Origin of the sequence: Lampropedia aestuarii, assembly GCF_004803635.1 — a bacterium.
GTDB lineage: Bacteria > Pseudomonadota > Gammaproteobacteria > Burkholderiales > Burkholderiaceae_C > Lampropedia > Lampropedia aestuarii.
Genome location: NZ_SSWX01000004.1, coordinates 1 through 19,817, shown reverse-complemented (window position 1 = coordinate 19,817; position 19,817 = coordinate 1). Strand labels below are relative to the sequence as shown.

General features: G+C 55.9%; 15 protein-coding genes. 6 read left to right on the top strand and 9 right to left on the bottom strand.

The genetic code is table 11. The features are described 5' to 3' along the window. Positions 1-201: 201 nt before the first annotated feature. Complete coding sequence (locus E8K88_RS04015; protein ID WP_136405372.1) at positions 202-999, bottom strand: hypothetical protein; 798 nt, start codon at positions 997-999, stop codon at positions 202-204. Between the two features lie 361 nt (positions 1,000-1,360). Between E8K88_RS04015 and ahpC the strand changes: the two genes are divergently transcribed. Together ahpC and ahpF are read left to right on the top strand one after the other, a co-directional pair. Next, entirely contained in the window at positions 1,361-1,936 is a 576-nt protein-coding gene (ahpC, locus tag E8K88_RS04010) for an alkyl hydroperoxide reductase subunit C (protein ID WP_136405371.1), read from the top strand. Positions 1,937-2,092: 156 nt separating this feature from the next. Next, positions 2,093-3,646: an alkyl hydroperoxide reductase subunit F gene (gene ahpF / locus E8K88_RS04005; protein WP_136405370.1), complete on the top strand. Its 1,554-nt coding sequence runs from the start codon at positions 2,093-2,095 to the stop codon at positions 3,644-3,646. Positions 3,647-3,792: 146 nt separating this feature from the next. Here the strand turns inward: ahpF and E8K88_RS04000 are convergent, their stop codons facing one another. From E8K88_RS04000 to trkA, 3 genes are all read right to left on the bottom strand, one after another. Beyond that, positions 3,793-5,640, bottom strand: coding sequence for an Lcl domain-containing protein (locus E8K88_RS04000; protein WP_136405369.1), 1,848 nt, complete (start codon positions 5,638-5,640; stop codon positions 3,793-3,795). A 413-nt stretch (positions 5,641-6,053) separates the two neighbouring features. Next, complete coding sequence (locus tag E8K88_RS03995; protein WP_136405368.1) at positions 6,054-7,520, bottom strand: TrkH family potassium uptake protein; 1,467 nt, start codon at positions 7,518-7,520, stop codon at positions 6,054-6,056. A gap of 18 nt (positions 7,521-7,538) precedes the next feature. Further along, a complete protein-coding gene (trkA, locus tag E8K88_RS03990) occupies positions 7,539-9,134 on the bottom strand; it encodes a Trk system potassium transporter TrkA (RefSeq protein ID WP_136405367.1) in 1,596 nt (531 codons plus the stop codon). 176 nt (positions 9,135-9,310) lie between these two features. Between trkA and E8K88_RS03985 the strand changes: the two genes are divergently transcribed. Both E8K88_RS03985 and E8K88_RS03980 read left to right on the top strand, forming a co-directional pair. Further along, positions 9,311-10,492, top strand: coding sequence for a DSD1 family PLP-dependent enzyme (locus E8K88_RS03985; RefSeq protein WP_136405366.1), 1,182 nt, complete (start codon positions 9,311-9,313; stop codon positions 10,490-10,492). 373 nt (positions 10,493-10,865) lie between these two features. Continuing rightward, positions 10,866-12,215 (top strand): transglycosylase SLT domain-containing protein, encoded by a 1,350-nt coding sequence (locus E8K88_RS03980; RefSeq protein WP_205880019.1) that lies wholly within the window; start codon positions 10,866-10,868, stop codon positions 12,213-12,215. Between the two features lie 68 nt (positions 12,216-12,283). On the opposite strand, the gene bfr is transcribed toward E8K88_RS03980, so the two are convergent. After that, positions 12,284-12,751: a bacterioferritin gene (gene bfr / locus E8K88_RS03975; protein ID WP_136405523.1), complete on the bottom strand. Its 468-nt coding sequence runs from the start codon at positions 12,749-12,751 to the stop codon at positions 12,284-12,286. Between the two features lie 524 nt (positions 12,752-13,275). Here bfr and E8K88_RS03970 point away from each other — a divergent pair. Continuing rightward, on the top strand, positions 13,276-14,205 hold the full coding sequence (locus tag E8K88_RS03970; RefSeq protein WP_136405522.1) for a polyprenyl synthetase family protein: 930 nt from the start codon (positions 13,276-13,278) through the stop codon (positions 14,203-14,205). Positions 14,206-14,296: 91 nt separating this feature from the next. After that, positions 14,297-14,950, top strand: coding sequence for a maleylacetoacetate isomerase (gene maiA, locus E8K88_RS03965; RefSeq protein ID WP_136405365.1), 654 nt, complete (start codon positions 14,297-14,299; stop codon positions 14,948-14,950). 23 nt (positions 14,951-14,973) lie between these two features. Here maiA and E8K88_RS03960 read toward each other — a convergent pair whose 3' ends face one another. The 4 genes from E8K88_RS03960 to E8K88_RS03945 all read right to left on the bottom strand — a co-directional run bounded on the left by E8K88_RS03960 (position 14,974) and on the right by E8K88_RS03945 (position 18,740). Further along, positions 14,974-15,561, bottom strand: coding sequence for a GNAT family N-acetyltransferase (locus E8K88_RS03960; RefSeq protein ID WP_136405364.1), 588 nt, complete (start codon positions 15,559-15,561; stop codon positions 14,974-14,976). 65 nt (positions 15,562-15,626) lie between these two features. Beyond that, positions 15,627-16,088, bottom strand: a complete 462-nt coding sequence (locus tag E8K88_RS03955; RefSeq protein ID WP_136405363.1) for a hypothetical protein — start codon at positions 16,086-16,088, stop codon at positions 15,627-15,629. A gap of 266 nt (positions 16,089-16,354) precedes the next feature. After that, on the bottom strand, positions 16,355-17,623 hold the full coding sequence (locus E8K88_RS03950; protein ID WP_136405362.1) for a saccharopine dehydrogenase family protein: 1,269 nt from the start codon (positions 17,621-17,623) through the stop codon (positions 16,355-16,357). Positions 17,624-17,687: 64 nt separating this feature from the next. Then, entirely contained in the window at positions 17,688-18,740 is a 1,053-nt protein-coding gene (locus E8K88_RS03945; protein ID WP_136405521.1) for a carboxynorspermidine decarboxylase, read from the bottom strand. Positions 18,741-19,817 lie beyond the last annotated feature (1,077 nt).

Sequence of the window (19,817 nt, the reverse complement as noted above, 5' to 3'; positions counted from 1 at the left end):
CTTATACGCCCGTTGTTTGCAAACGGGGTTAAGTCATGTGAAGAAAATGTGCAATCGCGGCCAAATGAGCAAGTGCAGTGGTGTTGTGCCTGCCAGCCATCGACGACCGCTGCGACCTGCTGCATCAGTGTGATTGCGCATGCTGCTGTCATGCCGACTTGGTTGATCTGGGCAGGGTCTTGACCAGACTGGTCTTGAGCATTATTTTTTGATGAGCGAATAGGGTGTCGGCCACCAGCGTCTGCGGCACCAACCAATGCTTTGCACCACTGCCTGGGCGGCAAAAGCCGCAGGAATGGCCAAGGCCACGCCAGCCAAAAGACTGCCATGTGGCCAGACCCAGACCAGCACACTGAAAAAGGCCACAAATGAATACAGGCCTTGCACATTGCCACGCATCAAATGGGCTACCGGTCCGGCACCTTGGCTGATATGTGTAAACAGCACCAGCACCAAGCCGATGATAGGGAAAGCGGCAATCAGGCCGCTCCAAGTCGGGCCTAAGTGCGCTGCCAAAGCGGTTATCAGCAAGGTCAAACCAGCCCCAGTGGCCATGCGCAGCGGCAAATCACGCTGGCTGCGTGTGGCAGGGCGGCCGACATGACCCGGCGCAAACAGATAGGGCGTGACGATCAGTGCAAAAAGGCTGACGCTGACGGCCACTGGCCAGGTCATTGGCAGCTGGGCTAGGCACAAGGCCATCGCGGTCCATACCAAGGTTGACAACAGCAGCGCTAGTGGCCAGGCCTGGCGGCGGCAAATCCAGCTGTAGGCGACATTGAAGCTGAGCAAGCAAGTGACCGACATGATGGCTGCAATCGCAGCTTGCGTGCCAAAGTCCAGGCCCTGTTCCGCAGCGATGAAAATGGTGATGGGTCCGCCCACGACCGGAAAGCCACTGAGTAGGCCCGCAATATGCGTGCCCCAACGCCGTCCAGCCAAGGACACCACCGCAATGACCAGCGGTACCACCGACATTTTGAGCACCAGCAGATTCATAGCACTACCTTGACAACGCGCAGCCAGCCCCCATATGGAATACCTGTAAGCAGGGTACATGGATGCGGTGGATGCGCAAAGGGCAATCGATGGCCTGCCCCATGCCTTGAAAACCCGCCATTGTAGTCGGCCATTGCTTGGCGGTGTAGTGCTTCATTGAAGCTTCATCGACCAGTGCGATACTGAGATTGCTGGGGTGTGCCGCTGAAGGATTGCTGCGAAGCCCTTAGGTTAAGAGTGATAGATTCATTAATACCTAAAAACTATCAAATCAATCAAATCATTCAATTTGCTCAATCCATTAGGAACACCTACACTTGAGCCATCGATTAGTTACCAACCCAATGAAAAGGAATGCATCATGTCTTTGATCAACACACAGGTCCAGCCATTTAAAGTCAATGCTTTTGTGAACCGCACTGGTAAAGGCGAGTTCATCGAACTCACTGAAAAAGACTTGCAAGGCAAATGGTCTGTGCTGATTTTCATGCCAGCGGCCTTCACCTTCAACTGCCCAACCGAGATTGAAGACGCTGCTGAGAACTACGCTGACTTCCAAAAAGCAGGTGCTGAGGTGTACATCGTCACCACCGATACGCATTTCTCCCACAAAGTGTGGCATGAAACATCGGATGCCGTCGGCAAAGCCAAATTCCCACTGATCGGTGACCCAACTCACCAACTGACTCGTGCATTTGACGTGCATATCGAAGAAGAAGGCCTGGCACTGCGCGGCACGTTCATCATCGATCCATCGGGCACGATCAAAACTCTGGAAGTGCATGACAACGCCATTGCACGCGATGTGAAAGAGACTGTGCGCAAATTGAAAGCGGCTCAATACGTGGCTGCGCACCCAGGTGAAGTGTGCCCAGCCAAATGGAAAGAAGGCGAGAAAACACTGGCACCTTCCCTGGATCTGGTCGGCAAGATTTAAGCGCCCCGCGAAGAGGCCGGAATACCAATATAACCGGCCCATCCAAAGCCCCGAGTTGCCCACGGGCGCTCGGGCTTTTTTTTGCCCAAAATACCCCCAATACTTGGTTGATGGCGCTTTTTAGGCCATTGACACTCTTTTTTCGAGGAATACAGCATGTTGGACGACGCCCTCAAAGCCCAATTGAAAGCCTATCTGGAGCGCTTGACTAAGCCGGTTGAGCTGGTCGCTTCGCTGGACGACAGCGAGGGCGCGCGCGAGATGAAAACATTGCTGGAAGAAATCCAGCAGCAATCAGACAAAATCCAGCTGCGCCTGGATGGCGACGACCTGCGCAAGCCCTCTTTCCTGATTACCAATCCTGGAGTGGACAGTGGTCTGCGTTTTGCCGGTGTGCCGCTGGGCCACGAATTCACTTCCTTGGTGCTGGCGTTGCTGCAAATTGGCGGCCACCCATCGAAAGAGCCGCAAGCGCTGCAAGACCAGATCAAAGGCATTGATGGCCGGTTCCATTTTGAGACCTATTACTCGATCACCTGCCACAACTGCCCAGATGTGATTCAGGCACTGAACCTGATGACCGTGCTCAATCCGAACATCACGCACACTGCGATTGATGGTGGTCTCTACCAAAACGAGATTGAAGAGCGCGAGATCATGGGCGTGCCCACCATCTACTTGAATGGCGAGCACTTCGGCCAAGGCCGCATGGAGCTGGCCGAAGTGGTGGCCCGCATCGACACCGGCGCTGCGGCCAAAGCTGCTCAAGCGGTCAGTGAAAAAGCCCCATTCGATGTGCTGGTCGTCGGCGGTGGCCCTGCTGGCGCAGCCGCAGGTGTGTACGCAGCCCGCAAAGGCATTCGCACAGGCATTGCTGCCCAGCGTTTTGGCGGCCAGGTGCTCGATACGATGGACATTGAGAACTACATCTCGATCTCAAAAACCGACGGCCCCAAATTTGCCGCCGCGCTGGAAGCGCACGTCAATGACTATGATGTGGACATCATCAACCTGCAAACCGCCAGCAAGCTGATTCCTGCGGCCACGCCCGGTGGGCTGCATGAAGTGCAGTTTGAGAGCGGCGCGAGCCTGAAGTCCAAAACCATTGTGCTGTCTACTGGCGCACGCTGGCGCTCGATGGGCGTGCCCGGTGAAGAGCAGTACCGCACCAAAGGCGTGACCTTCTGCCCGCACTGCGATGGTCCTTTGTTCAAAGGCAAACGCATTGCCGTGATTGGTGGTGGTAACTCGGGTGCGGAAGCTGCGATTGACTTGGCAGGTATTGTTGAGCACGTCACTTTGCTGGAGTTTGCGCCGCAATTGCGCGCTGATGAAGTGCTGCAAAAGAAACTCAAATCACTGCCGAACGTGGATATTTTGGTCAACGCCCAAACCACCGAAGTGCAGGGCAAGGACGGCAAGGTATGTGGTTTGCTCTACAAAAATCGCGAAACCAGCGAAGAGGTGTGCCTGGACCTTGAAGGGATTTTTGTACAGATTGGCTTGCTGCCCAATACGGACTGGCTCAAAGGCACAGTCAACTTGTCGAAAACGGGTGAGATCGAGGTTGATGCCCACGGCGCGACCAATATCCCTGGCGTGTTTGCGGCTGGCGATTGCACCACGGTGCCATACAAGCAAATTGTCATTGCAGCCGGCGAAGGTGCCAAAGCAGCGCTGAGCGCGTTTGACTATTTGATTCGCAACTAAAGGCCGCTAAGCGTCGGTGCTGTTGCCAAGGCGGCCAGCGCCGCCCAGAGCGGTCCAAAGAGCGCAAACAAGTACCTCAAGAAAAAATCCCAGTCAGTGGCTTAACTGACTGGGATTCGTTGTTGGGTCCTTGGCACCTGTTTGGCTTATTGGTGTGGTCTTTGGTGCTGTGGCCGGCGTGTTTTCTGCGCTCTGTGGGTGACCATGGCCAGTAGCATGAACAGAACTACCAAGCTCCATGCGCTCAGTGTGGGAACGGGTACTGGCACTGCAGACACCACCCAGTGGTAGGTGATGCTGCCGCTGGAGCCATTGGCATCGGCCACGCTGATGGTGAACGGGTACGTACCAGCAGACAAAGTGCCGGTGAGTTGCCCTGTGGGCGAAAGCAGCAGGCCTGCAGGCAGGTTTGCGCTGCTGAACACTGCGGGGGCGGCGGCATCCGGTGAGGCCAGCTGCACACTGATGGGGTGATCGGCCATTGTGGCGGGCAGCGTAGCTGGAGTGATTGCCAAAGCGGTGAAGACGGTGGCACCAATGGGGTCGACAATCACGCCATTGGTGGCCCAGTCATCGTCACCCAGCTGGCCGTCTTGCAGCGTGTAAGTCATGACGTGGCCATTGATATGCAGGTCGGTGGGCGCAAACAAGCTGGGCACAGTGGCGCCTTGCTCAGCCAGGCCGAATTTGCGAGCGTCTGTCAGCGGTTGCGGCCAGGTCACGCGCATGGTGACGCGCGTGGCATCACAGTCTCTCAAGGTGAACTGCAGCATGCCCTGTGGCATGGCGGTGCCCGCGGGCAAGCCACTGGTGGGCGCGGCTACAAATTGCGAGACGCTTTCATCAAAGTGGCACGCAGAACCGCCGCCTTCTACGATCTCGGCCATGGCGGGGCCTGCCACGCCCGAAGTGCCGGGTGTAGGGACGGTGGTGCCGGAGATACTGGTAATGGGGGCGAACGTGGCCTTGAGCACTCTGTCATAGAGCAGGTTGGTCATTGGCAACTCATTGTCAGTTGTGGGAGCAGAGTTATTCAACTGCAGAGTTTTGAAAGTGAAGCCCGCATTGGCGGTGGCTTTGCAGATGACACTGCTGCCTTTGGGGAAAAACGGGCCGGCAGGCGAGCACGTGATGTTTCCGCCCATGGCGGGCTGCACTTCCGTCGTGATCATGACCTTCGAGGGATCACGTTGGAATTCAGCGGTGAGCGCACAGTTCTGCTCGCCGACGATGGCGGTGATCTGGTTGAGCATCGGCAACGCCGTTTCCAGACAGTCTCCCGATGTCTTCTGTACCGCAGACAGTACATAGCCTGCGTCGGGTTGGACTTCGAAGGTGACGGTTCCTGTTTTGGACTCGGCCAGAATGCTGGAGCCGATGACCACGCCATGCTCACCCGCGGTCAGCGTGACGGTGTGCAGGTTGGCGTCTGGTGCGGACACGAGCAACAAATAGCCTGTAGCGGGTGGTGCACCTGTGGTCATCCGACCGCTTGCGAAATCCACCGTGGCTGCCATAAACCCGAAGTGAAAGTTTGTCCAGTAGGGTTGTGAGGTGTCAAGATTCGGAAAAACGGTGTTTTCATAGTTGGGCGGGCGCGAATTTTCTGGCATCAACAGTGAGTTCAGTTCCTGCATCGTAGGAAGCTTCCATGTGTTGATGCCATGCGTGCCAGCGCCGTTATTGGCACTATTGGCATTGTCCGCAGCGGTCTGTGCCTGAGCGTAGGACAAGGCCTGGGCTGGATTGGTGTACGCTTCTGCGGCTGGGTCATTGGTCACGCATGCGCCATTTGGGGGCGTATTGTGAAAATCCATACCCACGGCGCAGCGCATCCAGATCAGCCCGGAAGACGTCAGCCCGGTGGTGGTATCGAGCGCGACAGCCGGGTTGCTGGCGACGGGGATGCGATACGGCGGCGAGTTCGCCATGGCAGAGCCTATGCCAAGCACCCAGAGCAGCGCCATGCGCAGCCAGATGGCCTCTATCTTCATTGTTTTTCCTCTTTTTGATTGCAAAATGCAATTGATTACAACAGAAACATGTGCAGCTGCACATCCCTTGAATTGGGTAATTTGAGGGCGTCAGAGCAGCTTGTATGTCTCACCTAGGCTTGAGCTGACAGGCAAGCCATCAATCGATGGCCGACTCTTGGGGGATGGTTGGCACTGTCCGATCCCGCTGTTTTGGCCTGCCGCAAATGGGTGCACTCGGTGTAGTAGTTGTGTACCCAATCGTTCCGCATTGGCGTAGAACGCGTTTTGGCAGGTTTGGCGGAGTCGCTCACAGATGGCATTGGTCTGCGGGCGCTTGGCCTTGGTTCTGGTGTGCAATAACGGGATTGTCAGCACACAGTACCAAAAATCCCTGCTAATAAGTGTTTGCTGGGCTTTTGTTTGCCGCTGGTTTAGCGCCGCCAGAACGAAGGCAGCAGCAGCACCATCACGCTGAGAATCTCCAGCCGCCCCAGCACCATGGCAAATGAGCACACAAACAGCTGGAAGTCGCTCATGAAACTGTAGTTATGCGCAGGTCCCACCTCGCCCAAGCCTGGGCCAGCGCAGTTGATACTGGCCAGAATGGCAGAGAACGCGGTGACCGCATCCAGTCCGGTCAAGACCATCACCATACTCAAGACCACAATCGCGGTGATGTAGAACAGGATGAAGGCAAGGATGGAAAAAATGACCTTGTTATCGACCATGCCGCCGTTGATGCGCACCGGGTTCATGACGCGCGGGTGCACCAGGCGAATCAATTCGCGCTTGGATTGCTGCAGCAAAATCAACACCCGAATCATTTTGATGCCGCCGCCGGTTGAGCCAGCGCTGGTCGCCACAGACGATAAAAGCAGCATCAGAAGCGGCGCAAACAAGGGCCATTGTCCGTAATCGGCGGTGGCGTAACCGGTAGTGGTAGCCAGCGAAATGGTGTTGAACATGCCAAATCGAAAGGCTTCTGGTAGCGCGTAGATGTCGCGCAACCACAGAAACACACTGACGACAATGCCTCCGATGACCAGTGTGCCTAACGTCGCGCGCACTTCGGCTTCGCGCCAAAAGCCATGCAAGGTGTGTTTGCGTATTGCCACAAAATACAGCGCAAAGTTGCAACTGGCCACAAGCATCACAAGTATCGCAATGCTCTCGAGCAGCGGCGAGTTGAATTGCCCAAAACTGCTGTCATAGGACGAAGAGCCGCCCAGGCTGACGGTGGTGAACATGTGCATCAAGGCACTAGGTGCGCTCATGCCTGCGGCCCAATAGGCTAGAAAGCAGGCGATCGACAAGCCTAAATACACCGACCACAGACCTTTGGCCGTTTGTGTGATGCGGGGCGTGAGTTTGGTGTCCTTGATCGGGCCTGCAACCTCTGACTTGAACACCTGACTGCCGCCAACGCCCAATGTAGGCAGCACTGCGACGGCCAGAATCAGAATCCCCATGCCACCCTGCCACTGCAGGAACGTGCGCCAGATATTGAGCGACAGTGGCAGCTGGTCTAGATTTGAGTAAATCGTTGCGCCACTAGTGGACAGGCCAGAGACAGCCTCGAAATACGCTTCTGCCACGGCAATGGGCGCGCCAATTTGTTGGCTAATGACCCAGATCGGAATGGCGGCAAAGGCAGGTAATAAATACCAGGCCGAGGTCACCAACAGGATGCCGTGGCGCGGCTGCAGCTCCTGCTTGCAAAAGCGCAGCCGGTAAAAGCCAAAAGCCCCCAGCAGCATGCCAAAGACCATCGGTGTGGCGTAATCGGCCCAGAGGCGCTCCCCTGCCAAGAGCGATGTGGCCAATGGCACACTCAAGGAGGCAGAGAACAGGCAAAGCAAGCCACACAAAAGGCGTAGAACAGGCAGCAGGTTGTGCATGGTGTTGTCGAGGGCTGCTTAGAAGAACGTCGGTTTGACGCTAAATACCTTCTCCACCTCGCGTACCAAGCGCTTGTGGGGCAGGAAGAAAACAATGTGGTCGCCCGCCTCAATCACGGTGTTGCGATTGGGGAAGATGATTTCTGGCTCGTGGGAGGCGGGCGTTTCCGCGGTGTCTACCCGCACGACGGGTTCTTCTTGAACCTCTAGCGCGCCGTCCACCGTCAGGCTGGCAACTGGGCTGCCCAAGGCGTGCGCATCTTCTTTGTCTTGGGGCGCAGTCGCGATCCATCTTTGGTTGGCAATTGCCGAGTTCGGTGCTTCCATGCCGCGCACAATCAGGCCAATGTGTACATCGCGCGGCAGTTTGAGCTCGGCTACTTTTTTGCCCACCACTTGCGAGGTTTTGCGGTCACCGCGCACCACCAGCTCCAGCGCTTCGGCCACGCCACGGCGTAAGCTGTGCACTGCCTGCACATCGCCTTGGCGCACATAGGTAAACAACTCGCCCAGCATGGCCTGGGCTGGCGTGAGCGCAATGTCGATTTGCGTGCCATGCATCAAATCGGCGTAGCTGCGCTGGTTGATCATGGCCAGTACCCGTTTGGCGCCCATGCGCTTGGCCAGCAGGCAGGTCATGATGTTGTTTTCGTCGTCTTCGGACAAGGCCAGCAGCAAATCTACTTCCTCAATGCTCTCTTGCTCCAAAAAGTCCTCGTCGGTGGCCTCGGCATTGAACGACAGCACATCTTCCGGGAGCTTGGCCGACAGCGCAATGCTGGCTTCGCGGCTGCGCTCGACCACCTTGATGCGGTAGTAGCCTTTGCGTTGCTGTGTCAGCAGCTGTGCCAATTTGAGTGCGACAATGCCGCCGTCGACGATCATGATGCGCCGCACGGTTGGCGCCGGTGCCTCAATCGGCTTGGTCAGCAGCGGTAGCACTTCAGAGGCGCCATCGCTGGTGGTCAGGATAAACACCTCGTCATCAGGCTCAATGCGTGTGGTGCCTTCGCTGGCCACAAAACGGTCGGGCTGGTCGGCAAAGCGCCTGTATATGGCGACGATGCGCATCGGCAAGTCGGGATTGAGTGCGCGGATTTCGGCAATTGTGCGGCTGGTCATCGGCGCTGCAGCGCGCGCCCTGGCTGCGGTGAGCACGGCGCGGCCTTCGGCAAATTCGCGCACTTGCATCGCCTGCGGAAATTCCACCAGTTTGCTGAGATAGCGCGTCAGTGAGTCTTCCGGGCGCAAGCATTGGTCAACGGCAAAGCCTTCGGGGCCGAGCAACTGGCTGTCCTCCATCCACGCGCCTGAGCGCACCCTGGCAATGCGCACCGGGATACGAAACACCATGTGGGCGATCTTGCAGCAGGCCAGATTGGTCTCGTCGGTCGAGGCACATGCAATCAGCAAGTCAGTGTCATTGGCGCCGGCCTCGGACAACACCACCGGGTCAATGCCATTGCCGACCACGCCGCGCAAGTCAAAGCGGGACTCCAGCTCTTGCAGGAGTTTCAGGTTGGTGTCGATCACCGTGATGTCGTTGCGCTCGAGCACCAGGCTCTCGGCAACTGCCTGTCCGATTCGACCGGCCCCTAAAATAATGATTTTCATGGCAATAATGCGGCTTGGATGGTTGAAAGCCTGTTCAGCATCATACTGAAGCTGGGCCTGCACCGGTGCACAGATCATAGAGGATCAACAGGTGCCAAGCAGCCTGCTGCGGTATTGGCGCGCTCGCTTTCACTAACGCATCGTAAACACGTTCTTAAGCATGACAAGGAGATTCGATGGGCCAATTTACAGGGGTGTTGCAGGTGCCAGCTGGCTTGCCGGTGCACGAGTTGGAGACGCCGACTTTGGTCGTCGACCTGGATGCGATGGAGCGCAATATACAGCGCATGGTGGCTTTGGCAGCGCGGCATGGCGTGCATTGGCGTGCCCATGCAAAGATGCACAAATGTGCGGCACTGGCCAAGCAACTGATCGATGCGGGCTCACGCGGCTGCTGCGTGCAAAAAATCTCAGAAGCCGAGGCCATGGCCGCTGGCGGCATTGACGATATTTTTATCAGCAACGAAATTGTCTCTGCCAGCAAGCTGGCGCGCGCAGCACAACTGGCGATTGCGCTGCGCCAGCGTGGTGGCCAGTTGGCCATAGCGGTTGACAGCCTGCAAGGTCTGCAGGCGTTGGCCAGCAGCGTGCAACAGGCCACGTCGAACTTGCCAGACACAGGGCCGATGGTTGATGTGCTGGTGGAGCTCAATGTCGGCCAAAATCGCGCAGGCGTTGCCACGCCGCAAGCGGTGGTGGTGCTGGCGCAAGCCATCGCGCAGCAGGCGGGCTTGCGTTTTGCTGGCCTGCATGCCTACCACGGTGGCGCCCAGCACATTGAAGAGGCAACTGCGCGCCAGCAGACGATGGCGGCGGTGTATGCGTTGGTCAAGCAGACCATCGATGCCTTGCAGGGCGTTGGTTTTAGTGGTTTTACGGTGACTGGCGCTGGCAGTGGTACCTGTGCGCTGGAAGCGGCCAGCGGCCTGTATAGCGAATTGCAGCCAGGTTCTTTTGCGCTGATGGATGCGCATTACACCAGGGTAGAGTCAACAGTTGGCCAGCCGGCGTTCGAGCCGGCTTTGTTTGTGAAAACGCAGGTGATCTCACGGGCTGCTGGCCATGCGGTGGTGGACGCAGGCCACAAAAGCCATGCCATTGACTCTGGCCTGCCGCTGGTCTGGAATGCCGGCCAACCGCCCACGCTGGTATTTGGCAACGGCGGTGATGAGCATGGCCTGATCCATGCGCAGCCAGGCGCAGTGTTGCCCGAGCTGGGGCAGGCCTTGTGGTTGGTGCCAGGGCACTGTGATCCAACGATCAATTTGCACGATGCGATGGTCGGTGTGCGGGGCGGCTTGACGCAGGGCGTGGTCGAGCGGCTGCTGCGCATTGATGCCCGGGGTGCTATTTGGTAGCACTTGCAGGGGGGCCTGTTGCGATTGTTGATAGTTCGCGTCAGCCGTGTGCAAGCGTATCTGCACACGGTGCGTGTGACACGATTGTTCACGCGTGGGTGAATAATCGAGCCTTGGGCTGGGGCGACTCTGGTATAAACGCTCATTTCCTCCAAGTTTCGCACTCCCCCCGTTGCGCTGCTTTCTTGAGTCAGTGAGGCACGCAGGCGGCATGGCGACGTGCGTTTTTTGCGCTGTACAGCGCACAACGCATGCTTGCGCCTGTATTGCAGAGGCGTCGATTGTTTGATTTCTTAAAGGTAATCCCCCAGTGATAGCACTATGGAGACTGCTTGCGAGCGCCGCGCTGGCCATTGTGATTGCCGGTTGTGCCATGACCTCGCCAACGCCGCAGGCGGCGTTGGCGCCTGATATTCCCTCCGGCGCGTTGAGCCCGATTCAACGCATGACCTTGGTTGGCTGGACGGTACGCCGCCAAGAGCCGGCGCAAGATGTGTGGACGCGCATGCGCGCCGGTTTTACGATGCCAGACCTCAGCACCGATTTGGTCAGCGACCGCGAGCAATGGTATGCCAGCCGGCCCGAGGCACTCACCCACATGACCGAGCGCTCAGGCAAATACCTGTTCTATATTGTCGAGGAGTTGGAGCGCAGAGGCATGCCGACCGAATTGGCGCTGCTGCCTTTTGTCGAGAGTGCCTATAACCCGGTTGCCGTCTCCAGTGCCAAGGCCGCAGGCATGTGGCAGTTCATGCCGGCCACGGGCACCTATTTTGATCTGACCCAAAACGCGTTCCGTGACGACCGCCGTGACATCCAGGCCTCCACCCGCGCCGCGTTGGACTATCTGCAAAAGCTCTACGACATGTTTGGTGACTGGCATTTGGCCTTGGCTGCCTATAACTGGGGTGAGGGCAGTGTCAGCCGGGCTCAGGCCAAAAATGAAGGCCTGAGTTTGGGCACAGGCTATACCGAGCTGACGATGCCAGAAGAGACGCGCTGGTATGTGCCCAAGCTGCAGGCGCTAAAAAACATCGTCAATGACCCCCAGGCCTACGGTGTCAAACTCGCCGACATTGGCAACCATGCGTATTTTGAATCGGTGCGCATTACACGGGACATGGATGTGCTGCGTGTGGCCGAGCTGGCTGGTGTGAGCGAGAGCGATTTCCGCCAGCTCAACCCAGCCTACAAAGGCCCGACCATTTTTGCCGCCGCCACTCCCGAGGTCTTGTTGCCATGGGATAACGCCCAGATCTTCAAAGCCAATTTAGCCACCTTGCAAGATGCGCGCTTGGCCAGCTGGACCGTGTGGACTGCGCCGCAGCGCATGGCGGTTGCTGAAGTGGCCAAAAAAGTCGGTGTTGAAGAAACCGTTTTGCGCTCGGTCAATCTGATTCCTTCTGGCATGCTGATCGATGCCGGTGCTGCGCTGCTGGTGCCGCGCACCGCCTCTTTGTTGACCGATGTGGCTGCCGAAATTGCCCACAGTGGTCAGTTGAAACTGGCCTCGGCAGGGCGTGGCCAGGGCAGTGGCACACGGGTGGCGGTCGTGGCCCGCAAGGGCGAAACGGTGGCGACCTTGGCACGCAAATACAAAGTGTCTGCTGCCGATGTGGCGCGCTGGAACAATGTGGGCCGCAATGCCAAGTTCCGCACAGGCCAACGACTGGTGATTTACCGCGCGGCCCAGCCAGCCAAGCAGCAATCGGCCCGCAAATAATGCAACCAGCCCAGCGGCCCCATACTGTGCGTTGATGGGGCTGGGCTGGCTGCAGTCAAGCGCTGAACTTAGCCCATTTGCGACTGGGTGTAGTTCTCCAGCCCGATTTTTTGAATCAGGCTCAGCTGCTGCTCCAACCAGTAGGCATGGTCTTCTTCGGTGTCAATGAGTTGCTTCAACAAGATGTCGCGTGTGACATAGTCGCCTTCGGCTTCACACAAACGCATCGCATTGCGCAGGCGGTCGCGCACTTCAATTTCGGTGTCCAAATCTTTTTGCAGCATCTCGATCACTTCATTGCCAGGAGTGAATTCCAGCGGACGCATATCGGGCTTGCCTTCGATCATGAACAAGCGTCGCATGATGTCGTCGGCGTGTTGCGTCTCTTCTTCCATTTCATGGTTCAGACGCTCGTAGAGCTTTTTCAGGCCCAAGTCTTCGTAGCGGCGTGAATGGTAGAAGTACTGATCGCGGGCGGCCAGTTCACCGCGCAGCAAGTGGGTGAGTGCTTCAATGACTTTAGGGTTGCCTTGCATGGCGTACTCTTTCATAAAACACCAAGTTCAGCGCAAAGAGCTTGGCTTGATCGGACAGGAAGAATGGCGTCGCATGGATGATTTAGCCATTAACGCATTCAGCAGGATTCTTGGCCGGCAGGTGTTGCAACTGCCAACGCGAGCATTTAGGTGCCAAGTATGGCCTGTTCGCGCGCATTTGTGAATGCAAGCCCCTGAAATGCCGGTCTAGATGCTGATTGGTATGGAAAGGCGGGTAATAAGCGTTCTTATTATGGCGATGCCTCTTTTTTGTGCCTTGGGTGACTGTGAAAAGATCGTAAACAGGTTCTGAGACAACCAGAGCTTCCCTAACAGCTCAGGGAACCTCCCTATAATACTTTTTGCTGATGCTCAGCAGGGGTGGGCGCTGGCATCGCTGCCGATGTAGTGCGTTCTTGGGCGAGTCCGAGGCAGCAACCCGATGGCATACAGATTTCCTATTCGTTTTTGCAAGTGATTCAATGACAAGCAGTAATCAAGGTTTGACGCTGGTAGCTTCAGATATGGCCGCAGTGGACGAAGTCATTGCGGCCCGCTTGACCACCAATGTGCCCTTGATTGGGCAAGTCGCGCGTTACATTATTTCCGCTGGCGGCAAGCGTTTGCGTCCCGCGATGCTGCTGTTGGTGGCCAATGCCTTGGGTTACCAAGGCCGCTTTCACCATGAAATGGCCGCCATGATGGAGTTCATCCACACGGCAACGCTGTTGCACGACGATGTAGTCGATGAGTCGACGATGCGCCGTGGCCGGCCAACTGCCAATGAAAGCTTTGGCAATCCAGCCAGTGTGCTTGTAGGCGACTTTCTGCACTCCAGAGCCTTTGAGATGATGGTTGAGACCGGCAATATTCGTGTCATGCAGGTCGTGGCTGCTGCCACCAATATCATCGCTGAGGGTGAGGTGCAGCAACTGCTCAACATGCACGACGCTTCTTTGGACGAAGCTGGCTATCTGCAAGTGATTCGCTCCAAAACGGCCAAGCTGTTTGAAGCCAGCACCCAAGTGGGCGCGATTCTCGCAGGCGCTCCAGAAGGCTTGGAGCAGGCTGCCGCGACCTATGGCCAGGCCTTGGGTACGGCCTTTCAAATCATTGACGATGTGTTGGACTACGACGGCAGCGCCGGTGAGATGGGCAAAAACGTCGGCGACGATTTGCGCGAAGGCAAATCGACCCTGCCTTTGATCGTGGCTATGCAGCGAGGCACGCCCGAGCAAGCCCAAACTGTGCGCAGCGCGATTGAGCAAGGCTCGACCGAGCAACTGGCTGATGTGGTGGCGATTGTGCGCAGCACCGGTGCGATGGATGTGGCGCGTCAAGCTGCCCATGACGAAGCCCGCCGTGCGCTGTTGGCGCTGGCCAATTTTCCAGATAATGCTTACACGGCTGCGTTGCGTGAATTGCCAGAGCAATTGTTGGCACGCCGTAGTTAAGTCATGGCATGCACAAGCCTGGGCGCATCAGGCGCAAGGGCTTGCAGCTGCGTTAATGGGCTGACAACATCCACAGCCCCAGGAGATAAGCATGGATTTGTACAATTATTTTTATAGCTCAACGTCTTACCGCGTGCGCATTGCGCTGGCGCTCAAAGGCGTGGATTTTCATTACATTCCCGTCAATTTGCGCACGCTTGAGCAGCGCTCTGATGCCTTTTTGCAGCGCAACCCGGCAGGTGGTGTGCCTTTGTTGGTTGAGGGCGATTTTTCTCTGAGCCAGTCAATGGCGATTTTGGATTATCTGGAGCAAACCCAGCCCAGCCCAGCCTTATTGCCCAAAGACGTGCAGGCGCGTGCGCGCGTGATGGAGTTGGGCTTTGCTGTGGCCTGCGACATCCACCCGATCAACAACCAGCGTGTGCTGCGCTATCTGCAGTCTGAGTTGGGTGTCAGCGATGCGCAAAAGCAGGCATGGTATGCGCACTGGATTGCCGAAGGCCTGATGGCCGTTGAACAATTGCTTGTCAATGAGCGCGCCCGTGGTGGCGTAGGTCCTTACGCGTTTGGCACGCAGCCGACCTGGGCCGATTGCTGCCTGGTGCCGCAGTTTGCCAATGCACTGCGTATGCAATGCGATGTCAGCGCTTATCCGCTGGCGCAAGCCGTGTACGACCATTGCATCGCACAGGCTGCGTTTGCTCAGGCTGCGCCGATGGCTCAGCCTGATGCGCCGCAGTCTTAATGGCTGGTTATTGCAAGTTATTGTTAGTTATTGCTAGCCATTGGCATAGCACTGCCCCCGTGCGGCTGGTAGGCGCTGCGCGCCAGTCGGTACAAGCAATGCGTTCGCAACGCATGGCCCGGCGCTAGGCTTGGATGCTCGAACAGCCCATCGGCTTGCATGCCCAGGCGCTCCATCACTGCGCGTGAGCGCAGATTCGGCTCAGCCGTAAACGCTACGATTTCGGTCAATCCCAGGGTTGAGAAGCCTGTTTGCAGACAGGCGTGGGCAGCTTCGGTGGCCAAGCCGCGGCCCCAGAAGGCAGGAGCGAGCCGCCAACCAATTTCTACACAAGGCGCAAAGGGAAGTGCATCAATGGGCCGGTGCAAGCCCACAAAGCCGATGAATTGTCCGGTGCTTTTTAATTCCACGGCCCAAAACCCCCAGCCATTCTGCTCAATCAGGCTTTCACAGCGATCGGCTATTGCATCGCTTTGCGAGCGGCTCAGTGGCTCGGGGAAAAACTCCATTACTTGCGGGTCGGCGTTGAGGGCGGCAAATGGACTGCGGTCGCTGTCACGCCATTGCCGCAATTGCAAACGTTCTGTGCTTGGCGTAATGAATAAGGTCATGAATACAAGATCGAAAAGGGCAATGCAGCCACTCTAGCATGCATTGCCCTTTTTTATCGTGCGATTCAAGACGCCTGCTTCAGTGTGATGGGCTCGCGAAATGGCGCCTGCCACAGTTGCAGCAAATAATGGTCATCGCCGTTCATGCCATCCTCGGATAGATTGCGCAAACCTGAGGCACTCAGGCGCACTTGGTAGGTTCCGCTGCTGACATCAAAACGCGGTGCGTCTGGAAAATAATCGCGACAACCGGCTACTACCAGTGGCCCATTGGTGATCACCAACGATGCTTCGGCGACATGGTCAAACTCGGCCAGATCGGTCTCAGGTGCGGCGTCCAGCAGCTCCAAAGTCACCGGAATTGCGGTATTGCGTACGGTGCTGATTCCGACCACCCCATCGGAGACGGCCAGCATGCGTTGAAGGGCGCTGCGATTCCAAGCTTCGGAAAGATTACCGGGGACACGCTCGTCCTTCAGGTAGAACTGGAAGTGGTCCGCAAAGAGTTGAATGTGGTGCGATTTCATTGCAGCGAATTGAAAATATTCAAGTGCGCAAATGTTAATTTGCGCTTGATTCGCCAGTCAAGCATGTTAAAAAAGGTTCACAATTCAAGTATTTGTAGATTATTTGTTATCTAAAATCTTGATTTTTCAATAAATCGTTAAATTATCCCGGCGCAATGCGGACAAGGCGGATGCGAAAAGGGGTTGCCACTGGCAAGCCCCTTGTCTCAAGTGCATGCCGTCTATCGCATGCGGTGTTTGGCTGGATAGCTTTTTGTTATTAGCTATTAGCTTGCATCCAGCTCTGCCAGATCAAAGCTGATCAGGCAGTCGTCTTGGCCTGCTTCACGCAGATGCGTTGTCAGGCCCATCTGGTTCATCAGATTGATGAAAGGCTGGTAGGGCAGCTCTTCGACGTTGACCATTTTCTGCACATCCCAAGTGCCTTGAGCGATCAGGATGGCCGCCGCTACGGCAGGCACGCCAGCAGTGTAAGAAATGCCTTGGCTGCCTACTTCAGCAAAGGCCTCAACGTGGTCAGCCACGTTGTAGACAAACACCTCGCGTGCCTGTCCGTCTTTATGGCCTTTGACCAGGTTGCCAATGCAGGTCTTGCCGATATAGCCCGGGGCTAAAGAGGCAGGATCTGGCAGCACGGCTTTGACCAGTTGCAATGGCACGACTTGCTGACCATTGTCCAATGTGACCGGCTTTTCAGATAGCAGACCGATATTGCGCAGCACCGTAAACACATTGATGTAGTGTTCACCAAAGCCCATCCAAAAGCGGATATTGGGCACATTCAGGTTCTGCGAGAGCGAATGCAGCTCATCGTGTCCTGTGAGGTAAGCCGTTTGCTTGCCCACTACCGGTAAATCGTCGGTGCGCTGGATTTCAAACATTTTGTTTGAGCGCCATTGGCTGTTTTGCCAGGACCAGACTTGACCGGTAAATTCGCGGAAGTTGATTTCCGGATTGAAGTTGGTCGCAAAGTATTTGCCATGGCTGCCCGCATTGATGTCGATGATGTCAATCGAATCCACTGTATCAAAGTATTCGTGCACTGCGAGTGCCGCGTAGGCGTTGACTACGCCGGGATCAAAACCGCAACCAAGAATGGCCGTAATGCCTCGGTCTGCACAAATGGCTTTGCGCTTCCATTCGTGGTTGGCGTACCAAGGCGGTGTCTCGCAGATCTTCTCTGGATCCTCATGGATGGCGGTGTCCAGATAGGCTGCGCCAGTCTCTATACATGCCTGCAGGACCGACATATTCACAAATGCATGGCCCAGGTTGATGACGATTTGTGCCCCAGTATGCTCAATCAGACGGCGCACTGCGGCCGTGTCCATGGCATCGAGCTGGTGTGCTTTGAGCACCCCTTTGGGATTTTGTAGCGCGCCTTTTTCATGCACGCTGTCAATCACTGCCAAGCACTTCTTAATGTTGCGCGAGGCGATATGGATATCGCCCAATAAACGGTTGTGTTGCGCGCACTTATGTGCCGCTACCTGACCAACTCCACCAGCGCCGATAATCAAAACATGTTTCTTCATTGCGCACAAAGCCCCCTATCAGAATCACCGCAACATTGCGGCATGGCTTTCACAACCTGGCAGGTTATGAAAGGCTGTTGACGTAGTCGTCAAATCCAAATGACTGAACCAGTTCTTCGCGACCGTCCAGGCGAGCCACCACAATCGAGGGCATGCCTACGCCGTTGAACCAATTCTTTTTCACCATTGTGTAGCCTGCTGCATCTTGGATGCTGATGCGGTCGCCCACCTGCAGTGGCTGCTCAAAACGGAACTCACCAAAAATATCGCCCGCCAAGCAGGTTTTGCCGCACACCAAATAGCTGTGCTCGCCAGTATTGGGTTCAATGCGTGCGTGGAGGCCGTAGATCAGCAAGTCGAGCATGTGCGCTTCGGTCGAGCTGTCGACAATCGCCAAATGTTTGCCGTTGGTGCTGATATCCAGCACCGATACCTCGAGCGTGGCGCTACCGGTAATTGAAGCTTCGCCCGGCTCCAGATAAACCTGCACTTGGTACTTGGCTGCAAAGAGGCGTAAGCGCTCGGCCAAAGACTCCAAAGGGTAGCCTGGATCGCAGAAATGGATGCCACCACCAAGGCTGACCCACTGCACTTGCTGCAGCAAATGGCCAAAACGTGCCTCAATATGGCTGAGCATTGCATCAAAACTGTCAAAGCTGCGGTTCTCACAATTGTTGTGGAACATGAAACCACTGAGCTGGTCGATAACTGCCGCGATTTTTTCTGGGTCGGTCTCGCCCAAGCGGCTGTGCGGTCTTGCTGGGTCTGCCAGCAAATAAGGCGAATTGCTCTTGCCAGGATTCACGCGCAGGCCGATCGGTTTATCAGCCGCTTGCGCAGCCGCGCCAAAACGCTCTAATTGCCCCAGTGAGTTGAAAATGATCTTGTCGCTGTTGGCCAGTACCTCATCCATCTCATGCGCTGCAAACGCCACTGAGTATGCATGGGTCTCACCACCAAACTTTTGGTAGCCCAGCTTGACTTCGTGCAACGATGACGAGGTACTCCCATCCATGTATTGCCGCATTAAAGGAAATACCGACCAAGTCGAAAAGCACTTCAGTGCCAGCAAAGCCTTAGCACCTGAAAGCTCACGCAAGCGTTCAATGCGCTGCATATTGACAAGCAGCTGCTGCTCATCAATGCGGTAGTAAGGTGTTTGCCATTGGGCAACGGTGTTGGACGTGGACAAGGAAAACTCCAGTAATGAGCTGAGTTGCTGGACGAGGTTCAAGCCGCAAGCCTGATCCCAGGATGGAAGCTCTGCCTAAAGCCACCGCCAGTTGCTAGCTATCAAAGCATGCAGAACACATACATCAATGTGGCTGTGCAGAGCAAAGAAGAACTAGAGGGTGCTCAAGGCAAGGGATGAAAGCTCCTGCCTGAGGAGCTCATCGAAAGCCAGGCTGCTATGCGTGTGCTGGCTGAATCCATTGAAATTTCACCATGCTCGCTAAGGCTGGCAGCATGCGGTGAAATCAATCAGCAGCCCCGCAAGCGCAGCGGCAGGCTTTTACCAAACGATCAGCGTGCGAAAAGCACGATAGAAACGGATGGCATAGCTGGTGAGGGTATCGCTGTATTCCCAGCGATAAATTGCTGTCAAGGCAAAAGTCATGGCGATGCATCAACCTCGATGTCGAGAATAAGGTTTGTGACCAACCAGGTTGCCGCCGCGTGAAGACTGGATCTAACTAGGCATGCCTATATTGAGGTGTGCCGAGCCAGACCTTGACCTATGTCGCTTGCATGTATGACTTCACACGACAGCCTGATTTTTGGATTGAACGTTATATTGTAGCAATAATCAAATTTTTTTGATTCCCAAGGTGCTTACATGCTTGGCTTAGGGTTGCGACTGGCAGAGCGGACGTCTGAAATAGACGCATAGACGCACTGCCACCATGTCAGATGTGGAATACTGGCTGGCTGCATGGCCACTAACCATGGCCTCTTCAAATAATTCGCTGTTTTTGTATATTTTGTGCAAACCTGGGGGCAAACTGCGCTATAGTTGCGCCCTTCGCGACAGACAGCGTTGGTTTTGAAAGAAGCTGATGGCAGAGGTTGCGAAAGGATTCGAAGAAAAGTTTTTCTGAGAGTCTTAAAACCGTGATACACTAGCGGGCTTCGCTGATAAAAATTTGAGAGATCAGGTTTTTAGGTGAGGAAAAGAAATTCGAAATATTTCAAA

Excerpts from the sequence above, each read along its gene's own strand:
- E8K88_RS03955 (WP_136405363.1), bottom strand. The coding sequence starts at position 16,088 with ATGAAATCGCACCACATTCAACTCTTTGCGGACCACTTCCAGTTCTAC.
- bfr (WP_136405523.1), bottom strand. The coding sequence starts at position 12,751 with ATGCAAGGCAACCCTAAAGTCATTGAAGCACTCACCCACTTGCTGCGC.
- E8K88_RS03960 (WP_136405364.1), bottom strand. The coding sequence starts at position 15,561 with ATGACCTTATTCATTACGCCAAGCACAGAACGTTTGCAATTGCGGCAA.
- E8K88_RS04015 (WP_136405372.1), bottom strand. The coding sequence starts at position 999 with ATGAATCTGCTGGTGCTCAAAATGTCGGTGGTACCGCTGGTCATTGCG.
- E8K88_RS03970 (WP_136405522.1), top strand. The coding sequence starts at position 13,276 with ATGGCCGCAGTGGACGAAGTCATTGCGGCCCGCTTGACCACCAATGTG.
- trkA (WP_136405367.1), bottom strand. The coding sequence starts at position 9,134 with ATGAAAATCATTATTTTAGGGGCCGGTCGAATCGGACAGGCAGTTGCC.
- E8K88_RS03945 (WP_136405521.1), bottom strand. The coding sequence starts at position 18,740 with ATGCAGCGCATTGAACGCTTGCGTGAGCTTTCAGGTGCTAAGGCTTTG.
- E8K88_RS03950 (WP_136405362.1), bottom strand. The coding sequence starts at position 17,623 with ATGAAGAAACATGTTTTGATTATCGGCGCTGGTGGAGTTGGTCAGGTA.
- E8K88_RS03980 (WP_205880019.1), top strand. The coding sequence starts at position 10,866 with ATGACCTCGCCAACGCCGCAGGCGGCGTTGGCGCCTGATATTCCCTCC.
- ahpF (WP_136405370.1), top strand. The coding sequence starts at position 2,093 with ATGTTGGACGACGCCCTCAAAGCCCAATTGAAAGCCTATCTGGAGCGC.
- maiA (WP_136405365.1), top strand. The coding sequence starts at position 14,297 with ATGGATTTGTACAATTATTTTTATAGCTCAACGTCTTACCGCGTGCGC.
- E8K88_RS03985 (WP_136405366.1), top strand. The coding sequence starts at position 9,311 with ATGGGCCAATTTACAGGGGTGTTGCAGGTGCCAGCTGGCTTGCCGGTG.
- E8K88_RS04000 (WP_136405369.1), bottom strand. The coding sequence starts at position 5,640 with ATGAAGATAGAGGCCATCTGGCTGCGCATGGCGCTGCTCTGGGTGCTT.
- E8K88_RS03995 (WP_136405368.1), bottom strand. The coding sequence starts at position 7,520 with ATGCACAACCTGCTGCCTGTTCTACGCCTTTTGTGTGGCTTGCTTTGC.
- ahpC (WP_136405371.1), top strand. The coding sequence starts at position 1,361 with ATGTCTTTGATCAACACACAGGTCCAGCCATTTAAAGTCAATGCTTTT.